At 69.7% G+C, this 19,912-nt stretch carries 19 protein-coding genes; 7 read left to right on the top strand and 12 right to left on the bottom strand.

Annotated elements, in window-relative coordinates; all coding sequences use genetic code 11:
- Window positions 1–97 precede the first annotated feature (97 nt).
- The 4 genes from GcLGCM259_RS13980 to GcLGCM259_RS13965 form a co-directional block, all read right to left on the bottom strand.
- Window positions 98–1,264 carry an ABC transporter permease gene (locus GcLGCM259_RS13980; RefSeq protein ID WP_138176067.1) on the bottom strand — a complete coding sequence of 389 codons (1,167 nt, stop codon included), beginning with the start codon at window positions 1,262–1,264 and terminating at the stop codon, window positions 98–100.
- A complete protein-coding gene (locus tag GcLGCM259_RS13975) occupies window positions 1,261–2,142 on the bottom strand; it encodes an ABC transporter ATP-binding protein (protein ID WP_138926993.1) in 882 nt (293 codons plus the stop codon). The genes GcLGCM259_RS13980 and GcLGCM259_RS13975 overlap by 4 nt, the downstream gene beginning before the upstream one ends.
- A 102-nt stretch (window positions 2,143–2,244) precedes the next feature.
- The gene (locus GcLGCM259_RS13970) at window positions 2,245–2,964 is read right to left on the bottom strand and encodes a response regulator (protein ID WP_138926992.1); all 720 of its coding nucleotides are present in this window, start codon (window positions 2,962–2,964) and stop codon (window positions 2,245–2,247) included.
- Window positions 2,965–2,973: 9 nt separating this feature from the next.
- Window positions 2,974–4,422 (bottom strand): sensor histidine kinase, encoded by a 1,449-nt coding sequence (locus tag GcLGCM259_RS13965; protein ID WP_175419456.1) that lies wholly within the window; start codon window positions 4,420–4,422, stop codon window positions 2,974–2,976.
- Window positions 4,423–4,571: 149 nt separating this feature from the next.
- Between GcLGCM259_RS13965 and GcLGCM259_RS13960 the strand changes: the two genes are divergently transcribed.
- The gene (locus GcLGCM259_RS13960) at window positions 4,572–5,123 is read left to right on the top strand and encodes a thioesterase family protein (RefSeq protein ID WP_054822066.1); all 552 of its coding nucleotides are present in this window, start codon (window positions 4,572–4,574) and stop codon (window positions 5,121–5,123) included.
- A gap of 42 nt (window positions 5,124–5,165) precedes the next feature.
- On the opposite strand, the gene GcLGCM259_RS13955 is transcribed toward GcLGCM259_RS13960, so the two are convergent.
- Window positions 5,166–5,840 carry a phosphoribosylanthranilate isomerase gene (locus GcLGCM259_RS13955; protein ID WP_246049625.1) on the bottom strand — a complete coding sequence of 225 codons (675 nt, stop codon included), beginning with the start codon at window positions 5,838–5,840 and terminating at the stop codon, window positions 5,166–5,168.
- Window positions 5,837–6,841 (bottom strand): acyl-CoA thioesterase, encoded by a 1,005-nt coding sequence (locus GcLGCM259_RS13950; protein WP_138926990.1) that lies wholly within the window; start codon window positions 6,839–6,841, stop codon window positions 5,837–5,839. Before GcLGCM259_RS13950 ends, GcLGCM259_RS13955 begins: the two co-directional genes overlap by 4 nt.
- Window positions 6,842–6,959: 118 nt before the next feature.
- On the opposite strand from GcLGCM259_RS13950, the gene GcLGCM259_RS13945 reads away from it, so the two are divergent.
- The 4 genes from GcLGCM259_RS13945 to GcLGCM259_RS13930 all read left to right on the top strand — a co-directional run bounded on the left by GcLGCM259_RS13945 (window position 6,960) and on the right by GcLGCM259_RS13930 (window position 12,991).
- Complete coding sequence (locus GcLGCM259_RS13945) at window positions 6,960–8,699, top strand: ATP-binding cassette domain-containing protein (protein WP_175419455.1); 1,740 nt, start codon at window positions 6,960–6,962, stop codon at window positions 8,697–8,699.
- On the top strand, window positions 8,696–10,486 hold the full coding sequence (locus GcLGCM259_RS13940) for an amino acid ABC transporter ATP-binding/permease protein (protein ID WP_138926988.1): 1,791 nt from the start codon (window positions 8,696–8,698) through the stop codon (window positions 10,484–10,486). The genes GcLGCM259_RS13945 and GcLGCM259_RS13940 overlap by 4 nt, the downstream gene beginning before the upstream one ends.
- An 88-nt stretch (window positions 10,487–10,574) precedes the next feature.
- Window positions 10,575–11,072, top strand: a complete 498-nt coding sequence (locus GcLGCM259_RS13935; RefSeq protein ID WP_054821573.1) for a DUF6998 domain-containing protein — start codon at window positions 10,575–10,577, stop codon at window positions 11,070–11,072.
- 137 nt (window positions 11,073–11,209) lie between these two features.
- Window positions 11,210–12,991, top strand: coding sequence for an FMN-binding glutamate synthase family protein (locus GcLGCM259_RS13930; RefSeq protein ID WP_138926987.1), 1,782 nt, complete (start codon window positions 11,210–11,212; stop codon window positions 12,989–12,991).
- Here GcLGCM259_RS13930 and GcLGCM259_RS13925 read toward each other — a convergent pair.
- The 4 genes from GcLGCM259_RS13925 to GcLGCM259_RS13910 form a co-directional block, all read right to left on the bottom strand.
- On the bottom strand, window positions 12,988–14,019 hold the full coding sequence (locus tag GcLGCM259_RS13925; protein WP_246049624.1) for an enoyl-CoA hydratase/isomerase family protein: 1,032 nt from the start codon (window positions 14,017–14,019) through the stop codon (window positions 12,988–12,990). The genes GcLGCM259_RS13930 and GcLGCM259_RS13925 overlap by 4 nt on opposite strands.
- A gap of 140 nt (window positions 14,020–14,159) precedes the next feature.
- On the bottom strand, window positions 14,160–15,080 hold the full coding sequence (locus GcLGCM259_RS13920; RefSeq protein WP_138176085.1) for a LysR family transcriptional regulator: 921 nt from the start codon (window positions 15,078–15,080) through the stop codon (window positions 14,160–14,162).
- Window positions 15,081–15,358: 278 nt separating this feature from the next.
- The gene (locus GcLGCM259_RS13915) at window positions 15,359–15,640 is read right to left on the bottom strand and encodes a hypothetical protein (RefSeq protein WP_138926985.1); all 282 of its coding nucleotides are present in this window, start codon (window positions 15,638–15,640) and stop codon (window positions 15,359–15,361) included.
- A 157-nt stretch (window positions 15,641–15,797) separates the two neighbouring features.
- Window positions 15,798–16,232 carry an Lrp/AsnC family transcriptional regulator gene (locus GcLGCM259_RS13910; RefSeq protein WP_396278635.1) on the bottom strand — a complete coding sequence of 145 codons (435 nt, stop codon included), beginning with the start codon at window positions 16,230–16,232 and terminating at the stop codon, window positions 15,798–15,800.
- 270 nt (window positions 16,233–16,502) lie between these two features.
- On the opposite strand from GcLGCM259_RS13910, the gene GcLGCM259_RS13905 reads away from it, so the two are divergent.
- Both GcLGCM259_RS13905 and GcLGCM259_RS13900 read left to right on the top strand, forming a co-directional pair.
- Entirely contained in the window at window positions 16,503–17,759 is a 1,257-nt protein-coding gene (locus tag GcLGCM259_RS13905; RefSeq protein ID WP_138926984.1) for an MFS transporter, read from the top strand.
- Between the two features lie 53 nt (window positions 17,760–17,812).
- Window positions 17,813–18,304 carry a hypothetical protein gene (locus tag GcLGCM259_RS13900; RefSeq protein WP_138926983.1) on the top strand — a complete coding sequence of 164 codons (492 nt, stop codon included), beginning with the start codon at window positions 17,813–17,815 and terminating at the stop codon, window positions 18,302–18,304.
- A 146-nt stretch (window positions 18,305–18,450) separates the two neighbouring features.
- Here GcLGCM259_RS13900 and GcLGCM259_RS13895 read toward each other — a convergent pair whose 3' ends face one another.
- Both GcLGCM259_RS13895 and GcLGCM259_RS13890 read right to left on the bottom strand, forming a co-directional pair.
- Entirely contained in the window at window positions 18,451–19,458 is a 1,008-nt protein-coding gene (locus GcLGCM259_RS13895) for an LLM class flavin-dependent oxidoreductase (RefSeq protein ID WP_246049622.1), read from the bottom strand.
- Window positions 19,459–19,583: 125 nt separating this feature from the next.
- Complete coding sequence (locus tag GcLGCM259_RS13890) at window positions 19,584–19,787, bottom strand: cold-shock protein (protein ID WP_013349999.1); 204 nt, start codon at window positions 19,785–19,787, stop codon at window positions 19,584–19,586.
- Window positions 19,788–19,912: the final 125 nt, after the last annotated feature.

Here is a 19,912-nt window from a genome sequence, read left to right as displayed (position 1 = left end):
GGAAATTCTCCACCGAACAGCCTAGCGCCCGTGGCTGTGCCGGTGCTGGGTGCAGGCGTTGGGTGCAGGCGTTGGGTTTGGCCCTGCCCGGGACGGGCTACTCCTCGAGCTTCAGCGCCTTGCGCAGGGTCAGCGCCCCGCCGGTGTGCATCACCGCGCGGCGGTAGATCCTCTCCGCGAACACCAGCACCACCCAGCAGAACGCGAGCGCCACCAGCAGTGAGAGCACCGGCTCGAACCAGGGCACCTGCCCGGTCAGCAGCCTGATGGGCATGGCCACGGAGGAGACGATCGGCACGTAGGAGGCGATCACCAGCACCGTGCCCTTGGCGTAGAGGCCGATGAACAGGATGCCGATCAGCACCGTGACCACCGGCCCGGAGGACTGTTGCAGGTCCTCGGTGCGGGTGGCCAGGGCACCCAGCGCGGCCCAGCATCCGGCCAGCACCAGGAACCCGGCCAGGAAGAACACGACGAACCAGGTCGCCACCTGGAAGACGACGCCCAGGAACGGGATCTCGATGGGGGCCAGCCAGGCGGCCAGCAGCCCCACCCCGAGGAACAACAGCAGCTGGCCCAGGGCCAGGATGACGTTGCCGATGATCTTCCCGGCCAGCAGTTCGCGCAGCCGGATCGTGCTGGCCAGGATCTCCACCACCCGGTTCTGCTTCTCCTCGATCACGGAGTTGGCGATCGGCATCCCGAAGATCAGTGCGGCCATGTAGAACAGGAAGGAGAAGATGAACGCCATGGCCTGGATCATCGAGTTGCGTTCGGCGTCCCCCTGCAGCAGGGTGACGCTCAGCGCCGTGTCCGCCGGCAGCTGCCCCGGATCGATGCCGGCACTGCTGAGCAGCTCGGCGGTCAGCACCTGCTCGACGGAGGTGTCCAGCAGGCTGCGCAGCTTGGCGGGCACCTCTTCGCCACCGGTGAGCGTGAACTTCCCGGGGCCGGTGGAGTGCAGCACCGCGTCCAGGGTGCCGGCCTCCACCTGTTGGCGGGCCTGGTCGTCGGGCAGGTTCTGCACCGAGAGGTCCACGTCCTGCGGCTGGGTCTGCTGGGCGTGCTCCAGCACCTGCAGGCTGGGCTGGTCGGCGCCGGCCACCGTGTAGGTGCTGGTGCGGTTGGCCAGGAACCCGGAGAGCGCGATGGAGCCGACGATCAGCCCGACCGTGATCAGGGTGGAGATGATGAACGCCTTGTCGCGGACCTTGGTCTCGACTTCGCGCAGGGTCACGGTCAGCCAGGCGGGGGTGGTGCTCATCGGATGATCTCCCGGTAGATGTCGGCCAGGGTGGGGCGGTGGGTGGCGAATTCGTGGACGGCGCCGCGGCGCATCGCCTCGGCGAGCACCTGCTGGGCCAGCTGGGGGTCGGCGAAGCTGACCAGCGCCTCGGGCCCGGAAACATCCAGGGCGGTGACCCCGGGGTGCTCGCGCAGCCAGCCGGCGTCGTGCTCCAGCACCAGCCGGTGCTTGTCGGTGTGGCGCCGGCGCAGGGCCCCGGCCGCGTCGTTGGCCAGGATGCGCCCGTCCTGGATGATGACCAGGTGGTCGACGAGGTTTTCCAGCAGGTCCAGCTGGTGGCTGGAGAACAGGATCGGCACCCCGCGGTTGGCGTAGTCGCGCAGAATGGAGCTCATCGCGTCCACCGCCAGCGGGTCCAGGCCGCTGAACGGTTCGTCGAGCACCAGCACCTGCGGTTCGTGCAGCAGCGCGGCGGTGACCTGCACGCGCTGCTGGTTGCCCAGGGACAGGGATTCGAGCTTGGCCCGGGCCCGTTCGGCCAGGCCGAAGCGTTCCAGCAGTTCCATGGCCCGCTGCCGGGCGGTGGAGCGGGCCAGGCCGTGCAGGGAGCCGAGGTAGACCAGCTGGTCGATGACCGGCTGCTTCGGGTAGAGGCCGCGCTCCTCGGGCATGTAGCCAAAGCCGCGGCGGGTGCCTGCGCCCAGATCGCCGCCGTTGAGCCGGACCGTGCCGTGGTGGGCGGCCAGCAGCCCCATGATGATGCGCATCGTGGTGGTCTTCCCGGCCCCGTTCGCGCCGACGAAGCCGGTCAGGGACCCGGCGGGCACCTGGAAGCTGACATCGTGCAGCACCTGGTGCTCGGCGAAGGACCGGCTGATGTTTCGCAGTTCAAGCACGTGGGCTCCTTGGCTGGGTTCCGCGCCGTGCGGGCGGGGTGGGGGTTCTGCCCTCCAGCCTAGGTGGGCTTTGGCCGGCACGGCTCACGCGCAGGGATGAAACTATTGGATGAGGCCGGCGCGGTGGGCGAAGAGCACCGCCTGGACCCGGTCGCGCAGCCCGGCCTTGGCCAGCAGGTTGGACAGGTGGGTTTTCACCGTGGCCTCGCTCAGCCCGAGCTGGGCGGCGATTTCCTGGTTGTTCTGCCCGCCGGCCAGGGCGCGCAGCACCTGGGTTTCGCGTTCGGTCAGCCGCTGCAGCACCGCCTGCTCCGCAACCGGGCGGGGCGCGGCGGTGCCGCCGCCGTCGGCGGGGTGCGCGCCGGGGCCGGTGGGCGGGAGCGGGTCGGGGTGGGCGGCGGGGTGCAGCCGGTGGCGGATCAGCTTCAGCGTGACCTCCGGGGCCAGCAGCCCGTGCCCGGCCGCGACCTGGTGCACCGCGTGGATGAGCATTTCCGGTTCGGCGTTCTTCAGCAGGAACCCGCTGGCGCCGGCCTGCAGTGCGTCGAACAGGTAGTCGTCGCGGTTGAAGGTGGTCAGCACGATGATCTTGGCGCCGGTCTGGCCGGCCAGCTGGGCGGTGGCGGCGATCCCGTCGAGTTCTGGCATCTGGATGTCCATGAGCACCACGTCCGGCTCCAGGGCGGTGGCGGTGTCGATCGCCTGGCGCCCGGTGCCGGCGGTGCCCACCACGCTGATCCCCGGGTCGGTTTCCAGGATCAGCTGCAGGCTGGAGACGATCAGGGGCTGGTCATCGGCGATCACCACGCGGATAGCAGGCATGCCTTCAGCCTACTGCCGCGCCGGGCCGGCGCCCGGATCCATGACGGACCCGCCGCCCGGGACCGCACCGGGGGCAGCGGCCGCGCCGGTCGCCGAATCGGCGGGGGCCTGGACCCGAAGCCGGGCGCGGGTGCGCCAGCCGCGTTCGGCGCGCGGCCCGATCTCCACCTGCCCGTGGTGCAGGCCGGCCCGTTCCCGGATGCCGCGCAGCCCAAACCCGGATCCGGCGGTGCCCGGGCGCGCGGTGCCCGCATCGGTGGTTTCGGTTTCCACCCAGTCCCCGTGCGCGTCGCGGCCCGAACGCAGGCTGAGCCGGGCGGTGCGGGCGGTGGAGTGCTGGCGCACGTTGGACAGGGCCTCGCTGCTGATTCGGTACAGGGCCAGGGACAGGCCCTGGGGCAGCGTGGCAAGGAAGCCCGGGCGGTGTTCGGCGACGCTCAGCTGCACCTGCAGCCCCAGCCCGGCGTTGTGGGTGATCAGCTTCCCCAGCTGCCCTAGGGAGGGTTCGGGGTGGCGGGTATCGCCCAGTTCCGGGCTCTGGGCCTGGGCCTGGGTGTGGTGGGCGGGGTCGCGCAGCACCCCCAGCAGGGCGCGGGTTTCGCTGACGGCGCTGCGGGCGGAGGATTCGATGCCGCGCAGCAGCTCGGTGGCGCGCTGCGGGTCGCGGTCCTGCACCAGCCGGGCCGCGGAGGCCTGCACTCCCACCGAGGAGATGTGGTGGGCGATGACGTCGTGCAGTTCCCGGGCGATGCGCAGCCGTTCCTCGCTGACCGCCCGGGCGGCCAGTTCCTCGGCCTGCGCGGCGATGCGGGCCGCCTGTTCGCCGACCACCTGGTTCGCGTAGGCGTTGGACCAGCTGATCAGCCCCAGGAAGATGGCCCCGCCGAAGTAGAGCAGGTTGATCAGGAAGGTGTACAGCGGCAGTGCCCCCAGCGGGTCGAACGCCCCGGCGGGGTCCTCGACCAGGGTCCGGCCGGTGGCGGTGGCCAGGTCGGAGGTGAAGAAGGAGAGCACGAGCCACAGCGCCATGGCCAGCAGCACCACGGCCAGCGCGGTCCACAGCGCGCGGCGGTTGCGGGCCCAGGCGACCGCCGTGTAGATCGCCAGGAAGTAGGCCAGCTGGGCGCACAGCTGCATGGCCACAATCGCGCTGTCCCCGACCCCGGCGAGCATGAACACGGCCGAGGAACTCAGCATGACAAGGATCGGCCAGCGCCGGCGCACCAGCAGGGGCGCCACCAGTCCGGCGATGACCAGGTAGGCGATGGCGCGGCTGACCGCGTCCTCGCGTTCGCTGAGGGACTGGACCAGTTCCTGCATGAACAGCGCCAGCACCAGGAACCCCAAGCCGGCCCACACATCGCGGCGCAGGGAGGCCGGCGCGGGGGCCGGACGTTCCCATTCGGCCGGGGGCAGGGAGGGCAGCAGGCGGTGCACGTGGTCGGCGAGTCGGGCCATGGCCTTCTCCTGGGGCAGCATCCGGCGGGGGTGCTTCGCACTTTACCCGGTGCCCGGGCGGGGCGGATGGGCCGGGAGGATTACGCCAAAGGTCGTGCCCGGCGGTGGCGGGGGTGGAAGATATTGTTACCCGGCGGTAATGTGACGGTATGCACATGATCTTCCGTATCCTCATCCTGCTGTTCAGCAGCCGTCGCCGACCGAAGCTGAGCATGCTGGATGCCGGCAGCGTGCCGATGCGCGCCACCCTGACCGACATCGACTTCGCCGGGCACATCAACAACGGCATGTACTTCTCGATCTTCGACCTGGGCCGCTTTGATTTGATGTTCCGCTCCGGGATGTGGGCGGCGCTGCGCCGGAACAAGTGGACCCCGGTGGTGCAGGCGGAGATGATCACCTTCCGCAAGTCGGTGAAGCTCGGGGTGAAGTTCACCCAGGAGACCCAGGTGCTGGGCGCCGATGAGAAGTGCATCTACTTTGAACAGCGCATCGTGGTCGACGGGGAGATCTATGCCCGCGGCTACATCGCCACCCGACTGGTCTCCAAGTCCGGTCCGGTGCCCAATGAGCAGATCTTCGCCGCTGCCGGGGTGAGCATGCCCGATGACCGGCAGGTCCCGGCCTGGATCACCCAGTGGCGTGAGGACAGCTCCCTGCCCTCGGCCCGCCGCCCGGCCCCGCACAGCTGGGTGGGCTAAGCCGGCGCGGATCATCTGGCCGCCCGGCGGGCCGGAGCCGGATCAGGCCCCGTTCGGTGAGTCCGCGGCGGGGGCGCCGGCCTCGTGCCGGCCGTGGGCGGCGTGCAGGAAGCGGGCGATCAGCTGCGGGTCCTTGACCCCGCGGGAGGACTCCACCCCGGAGGAGACATCGGCCCCCGCCGCCCCCGAGGCGGCCAGCGCCGCGGCCACGTTGCGCGGATCCAGGCCCCCGGCCACCAGCCAGCGCCGCCCGGCCGCGGCCTCGCGCACCAGCGAGTAGTCCCACGCCGCACCGCTGCCGGGCACGGCGGCGTCGATCAGCAGCAGCTGCTCGCCCCAGTCCTCGAACATCTGCGGCGGGTCATCCATCCGCACCGCGCGGATCACCTGGAAGCCGGCGGAGCGGACCTGGCGCACCTCGGCGGCGGTGCGCTGCCCATGCAGCTGGATCCACCCCACCCCGGCCGCCCGCGCCCGGTCGATCGCGGTGTCCACGTCCTCGTGGCGCACCACCGCCACGCTGGCCACCGATTCGGGCACCGCGGCCACCAGTTCGGCCGCCCGCTGCGGGCTGATGCGCCGCGGCGAATCGGTGAGCACAAAGCCCAGCGCCGCGGCCCCGTGCTCGATTGCCACCGCCACATCGGCGGCGGTGGACAACCCGCAGATCTTCACCCACGGGCCGGGCACCGCCGGGGTTTCGTCGGGCGCGCTCACCGGGAGGCCTGCCGTCCCACCGGCACGGACTGCTCCAGGTGCCCCGGGCGGTAGCCGCCGGGGGAGTTGGCGCGGATGCGCACCAGGGTGCGGGCGTGCTCCCACAGCGCCCGGTCCTCCGCGGAGCGCGGCACCCAGGGGGTCACCGGCACCGCGGTTCCGGTCGCGTCGCGCGCCACCATCACCGTCAGGCAGTAGGTGGTCAGGTTCAGCTGCCCGCCCTTGGGGTCCCCGGAGCGCACATGCACCGCAATGTGCATGCCCTTCACCCCGGTGTAGACCAGGCGGGCCTCGACCTCCACCAGGTCCCCGATGCGCAGCGGCCGGTAGAAGCGGATCCCGCCGGAGAACACCGCGACGGTGTCCTGCCCGCAGTACCGCGAGGCGCACAGCGCCGCGGCGGTGTCGATCCACTTCATCACGATCCCGCCGTGCACCTTCCCGCCCCAGTTCACGTCCGTCGGCTCGGCCAGGAAGCGCAGCGTAATGCGTTCGGCGGTGCCGGCCTGCGTGTAGCTTTGGCCCTTCATTTCCTCCACGATGGCGTCGCGGATCCCGATCCGGGCCAGCGCGTCGTCCCGGCGCCGGGTCTGCAGCTCGGTGCGCGGGGTGAAGCTGGGCACCGGGCGCGGCTTGCCGTGCTCGTCCACGGCCACGAAGATCACCAGGCAGGTGGTGGAGGTGCCGGTGCGCTCGCCGCGCGGGTCGCGGAAGGAGACCTCGGTGTGCACGTGCATGGAGGAGGTGCCGGTGTAGACGATGCTGGCGGTGACCTCCACCAAATCCCCGCTGCCCACCGGGTCGGAGAAGTGGATGTTGCCCACGTACGCGGTGACGCAGTAGCTGGCGGCCCAGCCCACGGCCGCGGCGTACGCGGCCTTGTCCACCCACTCCAGCACGGTGCCGGCCTCGACGGTGCCGGACAGGCCCACATCCATGGGCGCGGCCAGGAAGCGCAGGGTGATCTGGTGGGGGCGGGGTGCTTCGCCGGTGGTTTCCATGCTCCAAGTGTGGTGTACCGCCGCGCGCGGGCGCAATTGGATGACGCCCGGCGCCCGGCTGCTGGACCGCCGCGGCGCCCGGCCCGGGGACGCTGGCGTGACGGCCTACGATGGGAGGGTGCGTAAGGATTTGGCGGGAACTTCTTCACCCACCGGGATCGTGGTGGGGCTTTCGGTGCTTTCCGGCGCGGCCACGGCCTGGCTGGCCGTGCTGCTGGGCGCGGCGGTGGACGCGGCGTTGGACGCCCCGGCCGGCGGGGCCGCGGCGCCGGCGCTGCCCGGGTCCTGGTTCATGATGGCCGGAACCGCACTGGTGCTGGCGGTGGCCGGAACCCTGCTGGTGCCGGTGGTCATCGACCGGGCCAGCGAGCGGATGCTGGAGGGCACCCGGCGCCAGCTGCTGGAGCACTATCTGGCGATCGGGCCGCTGGGGCTGCGCCGGCGCGGGCAGGGGGAGCGGGTGAACACGGCGATGGACGCGGTGGACCGCAAGGTGCGCTTCCGGGCCGGGTTCACCGGGCCGGCGCTGGCGGCGGTGATCACCCCGTTCGTGGTGCTTGGTTTTGTGGCGCTCGCCCTGGACCCGCTGTGCGCCGCGGTCCTGGGGGTGCTGTTGCTGTTGGTGCCGCTGCTGGTGTTCGGGTTCGGTCGGCTGTTCCGGGCCTCCTCCGGCCAGTACCGGCGCTCGCAGGGGATTTTGGCGGCCGTGTTCATGGATGCGCTGCGCAACCTGGGGATGCTGAAGCTGAACAACGCCAGCTTGTGGATGGGGGCGAAGGTCGCCGCCGCGGCGGAGGCGGTGCGGGTGCAGGTGATGCGCCTGCTGGCGCGCAACCAGCTGCTGCTGCTGGTGATCGACGCGAGTTTCGCACTGCTGCTGCTGGCCGCGGCGGCGGGTCTGGCCTGGTGGCGGGTGGGCGCCGGGGTGCTCAGCCCCGGACAGGGCACCGCGCTGGTGCTGCTCAGCTTCCTGATGCTGGCCCCGGTGAACTACGTGGGCAGCTTCTTCTACATCGGCATGACCGGGCGGGCGGCGCAGGAGAAGATCGCCGAGGCGCTGGCCGAACCGGCGCACCCGGCGATGCTGCACCCGGTGCCGGTGGACCTGTCCGCCAGCGGGCTGCAGCTGCAGGACCTGGCCGCCGGCTATGAGCGGAACCCGCAGGCGATCCGCGCCGTGAACCTCAGCTTCCCGCCCGGTTCACGCACCGCGGTGATCGGCGCGTCGGGCAGCGGCAAGTCCACATTGCTGCGGGTGTTGAGCGGGCAGCTGGAGACCACCGCCGGCATCGTGCATGATGCCCGCCAGGCGCTGGGCCCGGCCACGCTGCGGCTGAACACCGCGGTGGTTGAGCAGCAGGCGGCGCTGTTTGCGATGAGCCTGCGCGAGAACCTGCTCCTGGCCGACCCGCGCGCCGAGGACGAACAGCTGGTGCGGCTGCTGCGCCAGGTGGGGCTCGGGCCCTGGTTTGACGAGCTGGACGAGGGGCTGGACCTGCAGCTGGGGGAGGCCGGGGCGCGGCTCTCCGGCGGGCAGGGCCAGCGCCTGGCGATCGCCCGCGCCCTGCTGGCCGAGCGTCCGGTGCTGCTGCTCGATGAGCCGACCAGCGCCCTGGACGTGCACACCGAACAGCAGGTGCTGCAGCTGCTGCGCACCGCCGGGCAGGGGCGCACCGTGATCACGGTGACCCACCGGCTTTCCCTGCTGGCGGACTATGACCGGGTGGTGGTGATGCACGACGGGCAGGTGGTGCAGGCCGGGCGGCGTGAGGATTTGATGCAGGACACCGACGGCTACCTGTACCGGGTGATGGGCCAGTACCGGCAGCGGGCCGGGGAAGCGAAAGGGGCACGATGAGCACCGAACACCACCAGGCCCCCGCACGTGGGCAGCGCCCGCACGCCACGGCCGGCGCGGTGCGCTGGATCCTGGCCAGCACGCGGGACATCGTCGCCCCGCTGCTGCTGGCCAGCGTGCTGGCCTGCCTGACCCGGCTGGTGGCCCTGGCCATCTACTATGTGGCCGGGCTCGGCCTCATCCGGGCCAGCGGGCTGGCGCTGGCGCTGCCCGGGTCCGCGGCCGGCTACGGGGTGCTGGCCGGCTGGCTGATCGCCCTGGCCCTGGCCAAGGGGGTGCTGCGCTACGCGGAGCAGTACGTGGGGCACAAGGTCGCGTTCCTGGCGCTGGCCCGGCTGCGCACCCAGGTCTACGCGGACTATGAACGCCAGGCCCCGTTCGCCTCCGGCGCGCACAGCGGCAGCATGCTGCAGCGGGCGGTGCGCGACATCGACCGGGTGGAGGTCTTCTTCGCCCACACCCTGCCCCCGGCCGTGGCCGCGCTGGTGACCAGCGTGCTGGTCGCCGTGCTGGTCGGCTTCGGGGTGGACGGGCCCAGCGGTCTGATCCTGCTCGGCGGCTACCTGGTGCTGGGGCTGCTGGTTCCGTGGCTCGGGCTGGGCAGCCTGCGCCGCGCGGCGGGAGCCGAAGCCGCGGCCCGGGCCCGCACCTCCCGCGCCATCGGTGACACGCTTTCCGGGGCCGAAGCGGTGTTCAGCCTGCACGCGCAGGCGGCGATGACCGACCGGCTGGGCCGTGCCGGCCGGCTGCCCGGCGGGGTGCGCCGGGCCTCCTGGGTGCGCGGGCTGCGGGCCAGCGCGGTCGCGGTGGTGCCGTGGCTGGCCGTGCTGGGTGTGGCGGTCGCCGGGCTCGGCCGGGTGCCGGGTGGGGAACTGATCCTGCTGCTGGTGCTCACCGTCCCCTCCTTTGAGGCGGTGCGCGGTGTGGAGGGGTTCGTCGGCTCGCTGCAGGAATCGCTGCACAGCATCCGCACCCTGTACGCAAACCACCTGGCCGAACCGCCGGTGGCCGAACCGGGCGCCGCCCGCGCCCTGGGCGCCGCGGGTGACGGACTGCAGGTGCAGGACCTGAGCGTCCAGCGTCAGGGCCGCACCGTGCTGCGCGCACTGGACCTGGAACTGGGCCGCGGGGAACGGGTGGCGTTGGTGGGCGAATCCGGGTCGGGCAAATCCACGCTGGCCGCCGCGCTGCTGCGCGCCGTCGATTCGCACGGCACCGTGCTCCTGGACGGGGTGCCGATCGACGAGCTGACGCTGAGTGACCTGCGCACCGCGCTGGTGCTGGTGGCGCAGGACGACTCGCTGGTGCGCGGGACCCTGCGCGAAAACCTCACCCTGGGACGCACCGGGATGACCGATGCGACGCTGGCCGGCGTGCTGCAGGAGCTGGGGCTCGGCCAGTGGTTCGCCGCCCAGCGTGAGGGGCTTGACACCCGGCTGGGGGAGCGCGGATCGCGGATCTCCGGCGGGCAGCGCCAGCGTCTGGTGCTGGCCCGGGCGCTGCTGCGCGAACCGCAGTTCCTGATCCTCGACGAGGCCACCAGCGCACTGGACACGCACACCGAAACCCTGGTGATGCAGGCCCTGGCACGCCGCGTGGATGCGGGCATGGGGCTGCTGATGATCAGCCACAAGCTCGGTGTGCTGCAGGATTTCGCCGAAGTGATCGTGCTCGCCGACGGGGAAGTCATCGAGCGGGGCAGCGCCGCCGCCCTGCTGGACCGCCCCGACTCGCTCTTCGCCAGGATGCGTCGGCGCGAACTGGCCAGCATCGAGGACGGGGTGTAGCAGACCCGAACCGGTGGCCAATTGAACCCCGTCCCTACCCTTGCTCTGGCGTACCCCGGGCCCGCTGAGAGTTCGTAGAATTGCTCCTATGAGGAATATCGACTTCAGCGGGTGGACCGTTGACGATCTGCTGAAGATGGAAGCAGCACTGCGAGCCGAGTTCAAACGGCGCGGGATCACCCAGACGGACAGCGATCTGGGCGGAGAACTTGGTGAGTACCTTGCACTTCGTGTCTATGGAGGCCACCTCACGGCGCCGGGCAACAAGTCCTTCGACCTTGTCGATGGGCAGAAGCGACGGATTCAGATCAAGACACGTACCCTTCCACGCGATACGCAACGCATCTTTGCCTTTGCTGATCTGGACTTCGACCTCGCGGTATGCCTGCGCTTTGATCGAAAAACGAATGCCTTGCAGTGGGCTCGAGAATTCGATGTTGCCGAGGTGGAAAGCCTGGTGACCAGGCATGCCACCGGGTTCCGTCTAGGAACGTTGCAGGCATTTGAGAACGGTAGAGACGTCACCGCGAAATTCCAGCAAGCGCTTGAAGCTGCTTCCGTCGTCGAGGCAGACATCCCAGGATGATGCCTTACCTGCGCGGAAAGCTTCGCTACGCTCACTTTCGTCGCTGATCTGCCGCTGCAGACCCCGAAGCTGGGAACTGCCAGATCACTGGGAAGAGCCACTTTCGGGCACCAACCCAGTGGGGCTAGGCTCGGGCCATGGCACGGTTTTTCATTCTGATCTTCCTGATAGTGATCACCACGGCCGCCGCAGTGGCCGCAATCTTCGCCTCCGCGCTGGGCAGCGCCGCCTGGCTGGTGCTGGCCGCCTTCTGTGCGGTGCTGCTGGGGGTGGGGATCCACGACCTGCTGCAGACCCGCCACGCGATCCTGCGCAACTACCCAATCCTGGGCCACTTTCGGTTCTTCTTCGAGTTCATTCGCCCGGAACTGCAGCAGTACTTCATTGAGCGGAATACCGACGGCAAGCCCTTTGACCGGGACACCCGTTCGCTGATTTACGCCCGGGCCAAGGGCGCGGACAGCCACAAGGCCTTCGGCACCGAACGGGAGGTGAACGCGGTCGGCTACGAATACCTGCTGCACTCCACCGCGCCGGCCGCCGCGGTCTCGGACCAGCACAAGGTGCGTGTGGGTTCCTCCCAGTGCAGCGCCCCGTACGACATCTCGCTGCTGAACATCTCCTCGATGAGCTTTGGTGCCCTGTCCAAGAACGCGGTGCTGGCCATGAACAAGGGCGCCGCGATGGGTGACTTCGTACATGAAACCGGTGAGGGCGGGCTGACCAAGTACCACCTGGAATACGGGGCGGACCTGTTCTGGGAACTGGGTTCGGGCTACTTCGGCTGCCGCACCAGTGAGGGCCGCTTCAACCCGGAGGTCTTCGCCCGCAAGGCCGCCCATGAAAAGGTCAAGGGCATCACCATTAAGCTTTCCCAGGGCGCCAAGCCCGGGCTGGGCGGCGTGCTTCCCGGCGCGAAGGTGTCCGCGGAAATCGCCGAGGCCCGCGGCGTGCCCGAGGGGGAGGACTGCATCTCCCCGGCCAGCCACCCCGAATTCTCCACCCCGCGCGAGATGCTGGCCTTCGTCACCCGGCTGCGTGAACTCTCCGGCGGCAAGCCGGTGGGCATCAAGCTGTGCGTCGGTTCGCGCACCGACGTGCTGGCCATCTGCAAGGCGATGCTGGAGACCGGCACCCTGGTCGATTTCATCACCGTGGACGGGGCCGAGGGCGGCACCGGGGCGGCGCCGCTGGAGTACGAGGACACCGTGGGCACCCCGCTGACGGAGGGGCTGATGCTGGTGCACAACGCGTTGATGGGCACCGGGCTGCGCTCGGAGGTGCGGGTGGCGGCCGCGGGGAAGATCGCCAACGGCAATGACATCGTCAAGCGGCTGATCCAGGGCGCGGATTTCTGCTTCGCGGCCCGGTCAATGATGATGGCCACCGGCTGCATCCAGGCCCAGAAGTGCCACACCAACACCTGCCCGGTGGGGGTGGCGACGCAGGACAAGCGCCGGATGCGCGCCCTGGTGGTGGACGACAAGGGCAACCGGGTGTACAACTACCACCGGCTGACGGTGACCGAGGCCAACCAGATCATGGCCTCCATGGGGCTGACCAGCCCGGACCAGCTGAACACCCGGATGCTGCGGCGCCGGGTGAACCTGCAGAGCACCCGCTCCTACGCCTCGCTGTTCCACTGGCTGCGCCCCGGCGAGCTGCTGGAGGACACGCCCACCACCTGGCGTGAGGACTGGGAGGAGGCGGATTCGGATCACTTTGGCGAGCACGCGCCGCTTCGGTTCGGCACCCCGCACGCGGTGGTCCTGATGCCGCCGGCCGGCCAGCCGGGGCACCCGAACACCGTGCCCGCCCCGCGCATCGAGCCGAAGGACCGGCAGGTGGTCAAGCCGGTGCACCAGGATGTCACCCGGCCGGAAGGCAAGCCGGGCAAGATGCAGCACCAGGGCAGCTAGGGTCCCTGGACCACTTCGGCCAGCCTGGCGGTGTCCACCGCAGCCAGCGTGTCCGGCTCCCAGGCCGGGTTGCGGTCCTTGTCGATCACCTGGGCGCGGATGCCCTCGGCCAGGTCCGGCAGGTACATCAGGTAGTCGGCCAGGCGCAGCTCCCGGTCCAGGGCCCCGCGCAGCAGCGCCTCCTCACGGGCACGGCGCACCGCCAGGAATGCGCTGGTGACACTGGTGGGGGAGTTCACCCGGATCGCGGTGGCCGCCTCGGCGGCCTTCGGGTGCACCATCTCATCCAGCCGCTGCAGCACCTGCTCGGCGGTGCCGGCGGAGAAGGCGTGGTCGATCCAGCCCTGTTCGGCCTGCAGCGCGCTGGCCGGCACCGAACCGTGCAGCAGCTCCAGCGCGGAGATCAGCTGCGCCGGTTCCAGACCCACCAGGTCATCGAGCTCATCGAGCAGCCCGGCAGCGGTCTGCGGGTCGATGACCACGTCGGCGAACCCCAGGAACGGGGCGTCGGCCCCGGTGAAGCTGGAGGCGGTCATCGCGAAGTACTCGCCGAAGTGTCCCGGAGCCATGGCCAGCAGGTGGCTGCCGCCCACGTCCGGGGTGTAGCCGATGCGGGCCTCGGGCATGCCCATGCGCGCATCACTGGTCACCACCCGCACCGGGGCGTGGCTGGCCAGCCCAATCCCGCCGCCCATGGTGATGCCGTGGGCGATGCTCAGCACCGGCTTGGGATAGACCGAGAGGAAATGGTCGATCCTGAACTCCAGCTCCAGCAGCTGCAGGAAGGCGCTGTGGTCCCCGCTGGTCACGGCCTGGTGGAAGGCGGCAATGTCCCCGCCGGCGCAGAACCCGCGCTCGCCGCGGCCGGTGAGCACCACCAGCTGGATCTGCGGGTCATCGGCCCAGCGGCGCAGCACCACATCCAGCTCGCTGAGCATCTCAAGGTTCAGTGCGTTGAGCTTTTCCGGCCGGTTCAGCTCCAGGTGTCCTATCGGTCCGAGGGTTCGTGAAACCACCAGTTCGCTCACGGTGCTCCTTGTCATCGTTGCTGTGTTTGGTCCGGGGCCAGTGCCGCCGGGGCGGGCCCACCACCGAGTATGCCAAGGATTGCCGGTTTGCGCCGGATCCGCGGCCGGTCCCCGGCAGCCGTCCGGCGTGCCGGGGCGGATCAGCGCACGGTCGGGTGGCGGTCCAGCACCTGCGCCAGCCGGTCAAGCACCAGGCTGGCCTTGGGCTTGGCGGCCTGGTCGGGCATCAGCGCAAAGATGGAACGGGCCAGGCGGATCTCGGGCGCATCGACCAGGCGCAGTCCCTCCGGGGCGCGGGCCATCGCCAAATCCGGGACCAGGGCGGCGCCGAAGCCGGCGGCCACCAGGTTCAGCGAGGCCTCGAAGTCGTCGCAGTACGCGGCCACCTGCGGGTGGATGTTGTAGGAGGCGAAGAGCCGGGCAATCAGCGTTGCATCGGATGCGCCGGGATGGTGCATGATCCATGGCCACTGGGCCAGCTGGTCCAGGCTGAGGGTGGAGTCATCGGACATCGGCCAGGAGGCGGGGATCACCACGCGGAACTGGTCATCGCCCAGCCAGGTGCGCGAGAGGTTCGCCGGCCAGCTCAGCCCGCCGGGCCCGACCTGGAAGATCAGCGCCAAATCCAGGTCCCCGCCGGCCCCCAGGCCCGCCACGGTCTGCTGGGGTTCGCCGATCCACAGCCGCAGGTTGATGCCTAGCGCGGGCCAGTCCTCGGCCGCCAGCAGCTGCGGCAGCGCGTAGGCGGCCAGGGAGGGGAAGATTCCCACCCGGATTTCCTCGCGTTCGCTGGTGTCCGCCTCCGCGGTGGCCACGTCGGCCATCAGCGCGTCGATGTCCGTCAGCACCCGCTTGGCGTGGCGCACCATGCGCAGTGCGGCCGGGGTGGGGGTGATCGAACGCGCCCCGCGCAGGAACAGCGTGGTTCCTGCGGCGCGCTCCAGGGCGGTCATCTGCTGTGACACGGCGCTGGCGGTGTAGCCCAACCGGGCAGCGGCCGTGGCAAAGGAGCGATGGGCGATGACTTCAAGCAGGGTGCGCAGGTGAACCGGATTTATCACGCATCCCAGTCTAGGCGGTGTTGTTCCCCGGGCCGGTGCAAGACAAGAGACGCGTGGGGTCCGCGCGGGAAGCGGGCAACGGCCGTGCCCCACGGCGTGGGGAGCGGGAGGCCCATCCGCTTCCTGGCGCAGCTGGTGCGGGACACGCGGGCGCCGGGAAGCGGCCGGAACCTACCCTGCCGTCTATCCCGGGCGGAGCCGGGCGCGTTGCACCACGGGTTTGCCGCCCCCGCTCGGGGCGGAACCCGGAAGGGGCGAAAGGACGCTTCTGCGAGGTGTTAGGCCTCTTCCAGGTCCTCGACCGGGACGTCGTCCTCCTCGTCCTCGTCGTCGTCCTCTTCCGCATCGTCTTCGTCCGTGAACTCGTTATCCAGGTCCGAGTCCTCTTCGAGGTCGTCGTCGAGCAGGTAACCGCGCTGGGCCAGCGGGTCGATGTTGCGCATGGTTTCGGGCATGTCGCTGGAGCCCTCATAGGCCTGCGAATCGCGTCCGTCGTCGGGCTCGTACAGATCGTTGCCGTACTGCGGGGCGAAGTCCCCGGGTTCCATGTCGCGGCTCATGACGTACTCCTTCGGTTGTCGAGGAGTATCCTGCCTCAGCCGGGGAACACCCCTCGTGGCTACTTGGTATCTCCAGCCTAGGGCGTGGAGGTAGCCAGAGGAAGTCTTGAAATCGGTGTGTTTCTGCGGCAGTGATTTGGGCCCAGGCGGCGGAAGCCTAGCCGTGGTCCTGGCGGTACTGCTCCAGCAGCGGGGCGCAGCGGTAGGACAGGTGGGTGTGCAGCGCGAACGTGGTCTCCGAGCGGTTCACACCGCGGATGCGCAGGATCTGGCGCAGCGCCGACTGCAGCTGATGGGTGTCCATGGCGGCCAGGCGCAGCCACAGATCGCCGTTGCCGGAGATCTCATGGACCTCCAGGATGTTCGGGATCCCGCGCAGCGCGGAGATGACCGCATCAATGTCGCGGTGCATCACCTCCAGGGTCACGAAGGCCAGCACGTCGTAGCCCAGGCCCGCCAGGTCGATGTCGCGTCCGCCGTCGCGCAGCACCCCGGCCCGCAGCAGCCGGCGCATCCGGGACTGGGCGGTGTTGCGGGCGATGCCCACCTGATCGGCCAGCTCGGAAATCTGGATCCGTGGATCCGCGATCATGGCCAGCAAGATCTTCACGTCCACGTCGTCCAAACGCACCAAAACTACTCTCCGTACTCTCCCGATCCGCCAATTTTTGGATGTTTTGCTCAATGGAACCGTCAATTGGCGATGCAATGCTTTGAAGTATTCCATATTAGTGAAGGAACAGGCTATTCGCGTAGCCATCTCGAAGCAGAATGCTCAATCTCTTCCACCCCTGTTGATCGGCAGGGGACCAGCACGCCGCCACGTCCGGTGGCTGGCGGACACCAGAAAGGCGGGTCGGCGATGTCGGTGATCAGTGAGCTGAGGATGCGTCCCGGCACGGCAGCCAGCTACGACCGGTGGGACGCCACGCCGCGCACCCGCCTGGTGCTCTCCGGGCTGGTGATCTTTGTGCTGCTGTGCGGCGCCAACCTGGCCACCCCACTCTACCCGGGGCTGCAGCAGTCGCTGGGCCTGGGGCCGATGGGCACCTCGGTCGCCTTCGCCAGCTACGTGATGGCACTCATCGTCTTTTTGGTCACGGTCGGGCACTGGTCCGACCACATCGGCCGCCGCGCCGCGCTGCTGTTGGCCGTGCTGATTGGCCTGGCCGGCACGCTGGTCTTCGGGACCGCCGATGACCTGCTGGGGTTGTGCGCCGGACGCGGGCTGCAGGGGGCCTCGGTCGCCCTGGCCACCGGGGCCAGCGCCGCGGCACTGCGCGAACTGCTGCCCAGCAAGCCCGAATGGGCCTCGCGCTTCACCCTGCTGGCCTCTTCCGGCGGGGTGGCGGTCGGACCGGTCATCGGTGGGCTGTTGGCCCTGTTGCCCGGCGGGCTGGGCACCGCCTTCACCGTCCAGGCCGTGGCGCTGGTGCTGCTGCTCGTGCCCCTGCTGCTGGTGCGGGCCCGCCCGGCCATCGCCGTGGCCGCACCGGGCACCCGGGGCCGGGCGCTGGCGCCACGCGTGGCCAGCGTGCCCTCCGGGGCGCGCGGTGAATTCTGGCTGGCCGCGCTGACCGGTTTCCTCAGTTTTGCGATCTTCGGCTTCATTCTTTCCCTGGCCCCGGGTTATCTGGCCGAGATCTTCGCCATTTCCTGGCTTCCGGTGATCGGGGCGCTGGCCGGGCTGGCGTTGGGCGTCTCCGCCCTGGTGCAGCTGACCCAGATCCGCGGCCGGCACCTGCAAACGGTGGCGCTGCTGCTGATGGCCGCCGGGATGGGGGCCCTGCTGCTCGGGTTGGAGGCGGCGCTGCTGCCCGTCGTGGTGCTGGCGATGATCGTGATCGGGCTGGGGCAGGGGCTGGCGTTCCGTGCCGCCTTTTCCGCCGCCGTGGACGCGGTGGCACCCTCCGAGCACGCCAGCACGGTCTCGGCGATCTACGTGGTCACCTACCTGGGCAGCACCATTCCGGTCATCGGCCTGGGATGGGCGGCCGGGCACTTTGGCCTGCAGGCCAGCATCCAGGTGTTCCTGATTGGCTGCGTGCTGATGGCCCTGGGGCTGGGGATCGCCTCGGTGCGTTCCACCCGCGCCGCGCGGACCGGTGCCACCCGCTAGCCCCACAGGCGCCCGGCGGCACCGGGCTGCCGGCGCGGCGTAGAGTGGAAGGCATGAACGCCTTGTCCCACACCGATTGCGCCACCCGACCCAGCACCGCCGCCCGATGGGCCGTGGCCACCCGGCTCCTGGTCCCGGCCATCTGGCTGGGGCTGATCATCGGGATCTCCTTCATCGAGGCGCCGCTGAAGTTCACCGCCCCGGGCATCACCATTCCGCTCGGGCTGGGTATTGGCCGACTGGTTTTCGCGGCGATGAACGTGGTGGAGATCGTCCTGTTCCTGGCCTGGCTGGCCGCCAGCGTTCGGCGCGGCGTGGACCGCTCCTGGTGGACCGTGCTGGGGTTGAGCGGGCTGTGGCTGCTGATCAAGACCGTGGCCATCCGACCGGGCCTGTCCCGCCGCACCGACGCGGTGCTGGCCGGAAACTTCGAGGGCGGGTCGCTGTGGCACTACGCCTACATCGGCGTGGAGGGTCTGCTGACCGTGACCTTGATCGTGGCACTGTTCATGGCAGTACGGCGCTGGGTGCGGCTAAGCGCCTGAGCCACCTTGCGCGGTATTCCGCCGCGGCGGACCTCCAGACAACGCAAAATGCCCCGTTGCGGGGCATTTTTTGATTCCACCCGCCGGCCATGCCGACGCCCGAGCGGAGGTGCCGGCGCCGGCATGGGGGCGGGGTCGTGGTGTTGCTAGGCGTTGGCGGCCAGGCCGACGGCCTGCGCGGTGAGCCACACCGAATCCAGGCGTTCGGATTCCTGCAGCGGGTAGTGCACGGTGATCAGCTCGTCGGCCTGGCTGGCCTTGGCGAAATGCTCCAGGTATTCGGCGACGTCGGAGGGCGCGCCGACCGCGGTGTAGCGCATCATGTCCAGGACCTGGGCGGCGGGGGCAGTGCCCATGAGCATGTTGATTTCAGCCTCGGTGAACGGTTCCTCCCGATTGCGGCCCAGGAAGGAGGCCACCCGCTGGCGCTTGGCCTGTTCCATCAACTCGTGGGCGCGCTGGGTGCTGTCGGCGGCCAGGACCCCGACCCCGGCAATGACGTAGGGCTTGTCCAGCTGCTCGGAAGGGGTGAACTCGTCCCGGTACAGCTGCACCGCCTGGTGCAGGGCATCCGGGGCGAAGTGGGAAGCGAAGGAATAGGGCAGGCCCAGCTGCGCGGCCAGCTTCGCGCCGAACAGCGAGGAGCCCAGGATGTACAGCGGCACCCGGGTGCCGGCCCCGGGAATCGCCCGGACGGTGGGGATGCGCGATTCATCGGCCAGGTAGGCCTGCAGCTCCAGCACGTCGTGCGGGAAGGTGTCGGCCGCGTTTGGTTCACGGCGCAGCGCACGGAGAGTGACCGGGTCGGTGCCTGGGGCCCGGCCCAAACCCAGGTCGATGCGGTCCCCGAAGATTTCGGCCAGCGTCCCGAACTGCTCGGCGATCACCAGCGGGGAGTGGTTGGGAAGCATGATGCCGCCGGACCCCAGCCGGATCCGGTTGGTGTGGTGGGCGATGTGGCTGATGAGGACCGCCGTGGCCGAGGATGCGATGGTCGCCATGTTGTGGTGTTCGGCGTACCAGATGCGTTCGTAGTTCGCGCGTTCGGCCATCTGGGCCAGGCGTACCGAGGATTTGAAGGAGTCGGCAACCGTGGAGTCCGGTGCCACCGGGGCAAGATCAAGAATGGAAAGCTTCACAGTGGTGCCAACCACGATGGGACCCACGGTATTCCGTCGTGAGACAGTCCGAGGGCGAGGAAAGGCTCACAAAAAACGGTGCCGAACCGGGAAAGTCCCGGTTCGGCACCGTTCAAGCTTGGCGTGTAGCCGTTTCGCCTTTAGAGAGCGCGAATGTCAGCTGCCTGCAGGCCCTTCGGGCCCTCGACAACCTCGAACTCAACCTTCTGGCCCTCGTCCAGGGTGCGGAAGCCCTGGGTCTGGATGGCGGAGAAGTGTGCGAAGACGTCCGGATCGCCGCTGTCCGGAGCGATGAAGCCGAAGCCCTTTTCAGCGTTGAACCATTTCACGATTCCAGTTGCCATTTATTCCTTGGTCCTTTCAGACGTAATCCCGCCACACCTCGTGGCGGAAATGGTTGTTTCCACGCAAACCGTCGAAGGCTCTCCCGCTGGGAGTTCCGCCGGCCGATTGTGCGAAGCAGCCAGGT

The organism is Glutamicibacter creatinolyticus (genome assembly GCF_006094275.1).
Taxonomy (GTDB): Bacteria; Actinomycetota; Actinomycetes; order Actinomycetales; family Micrococcaceae; genus Glutamicibacter; species Glutamicibacter creatinolyticus.
The sequence above is the reverse complement of the archived record's forward strand: the minus strand, read 5'-3'. Positions and strand labels throughout refer to the sequence as shown.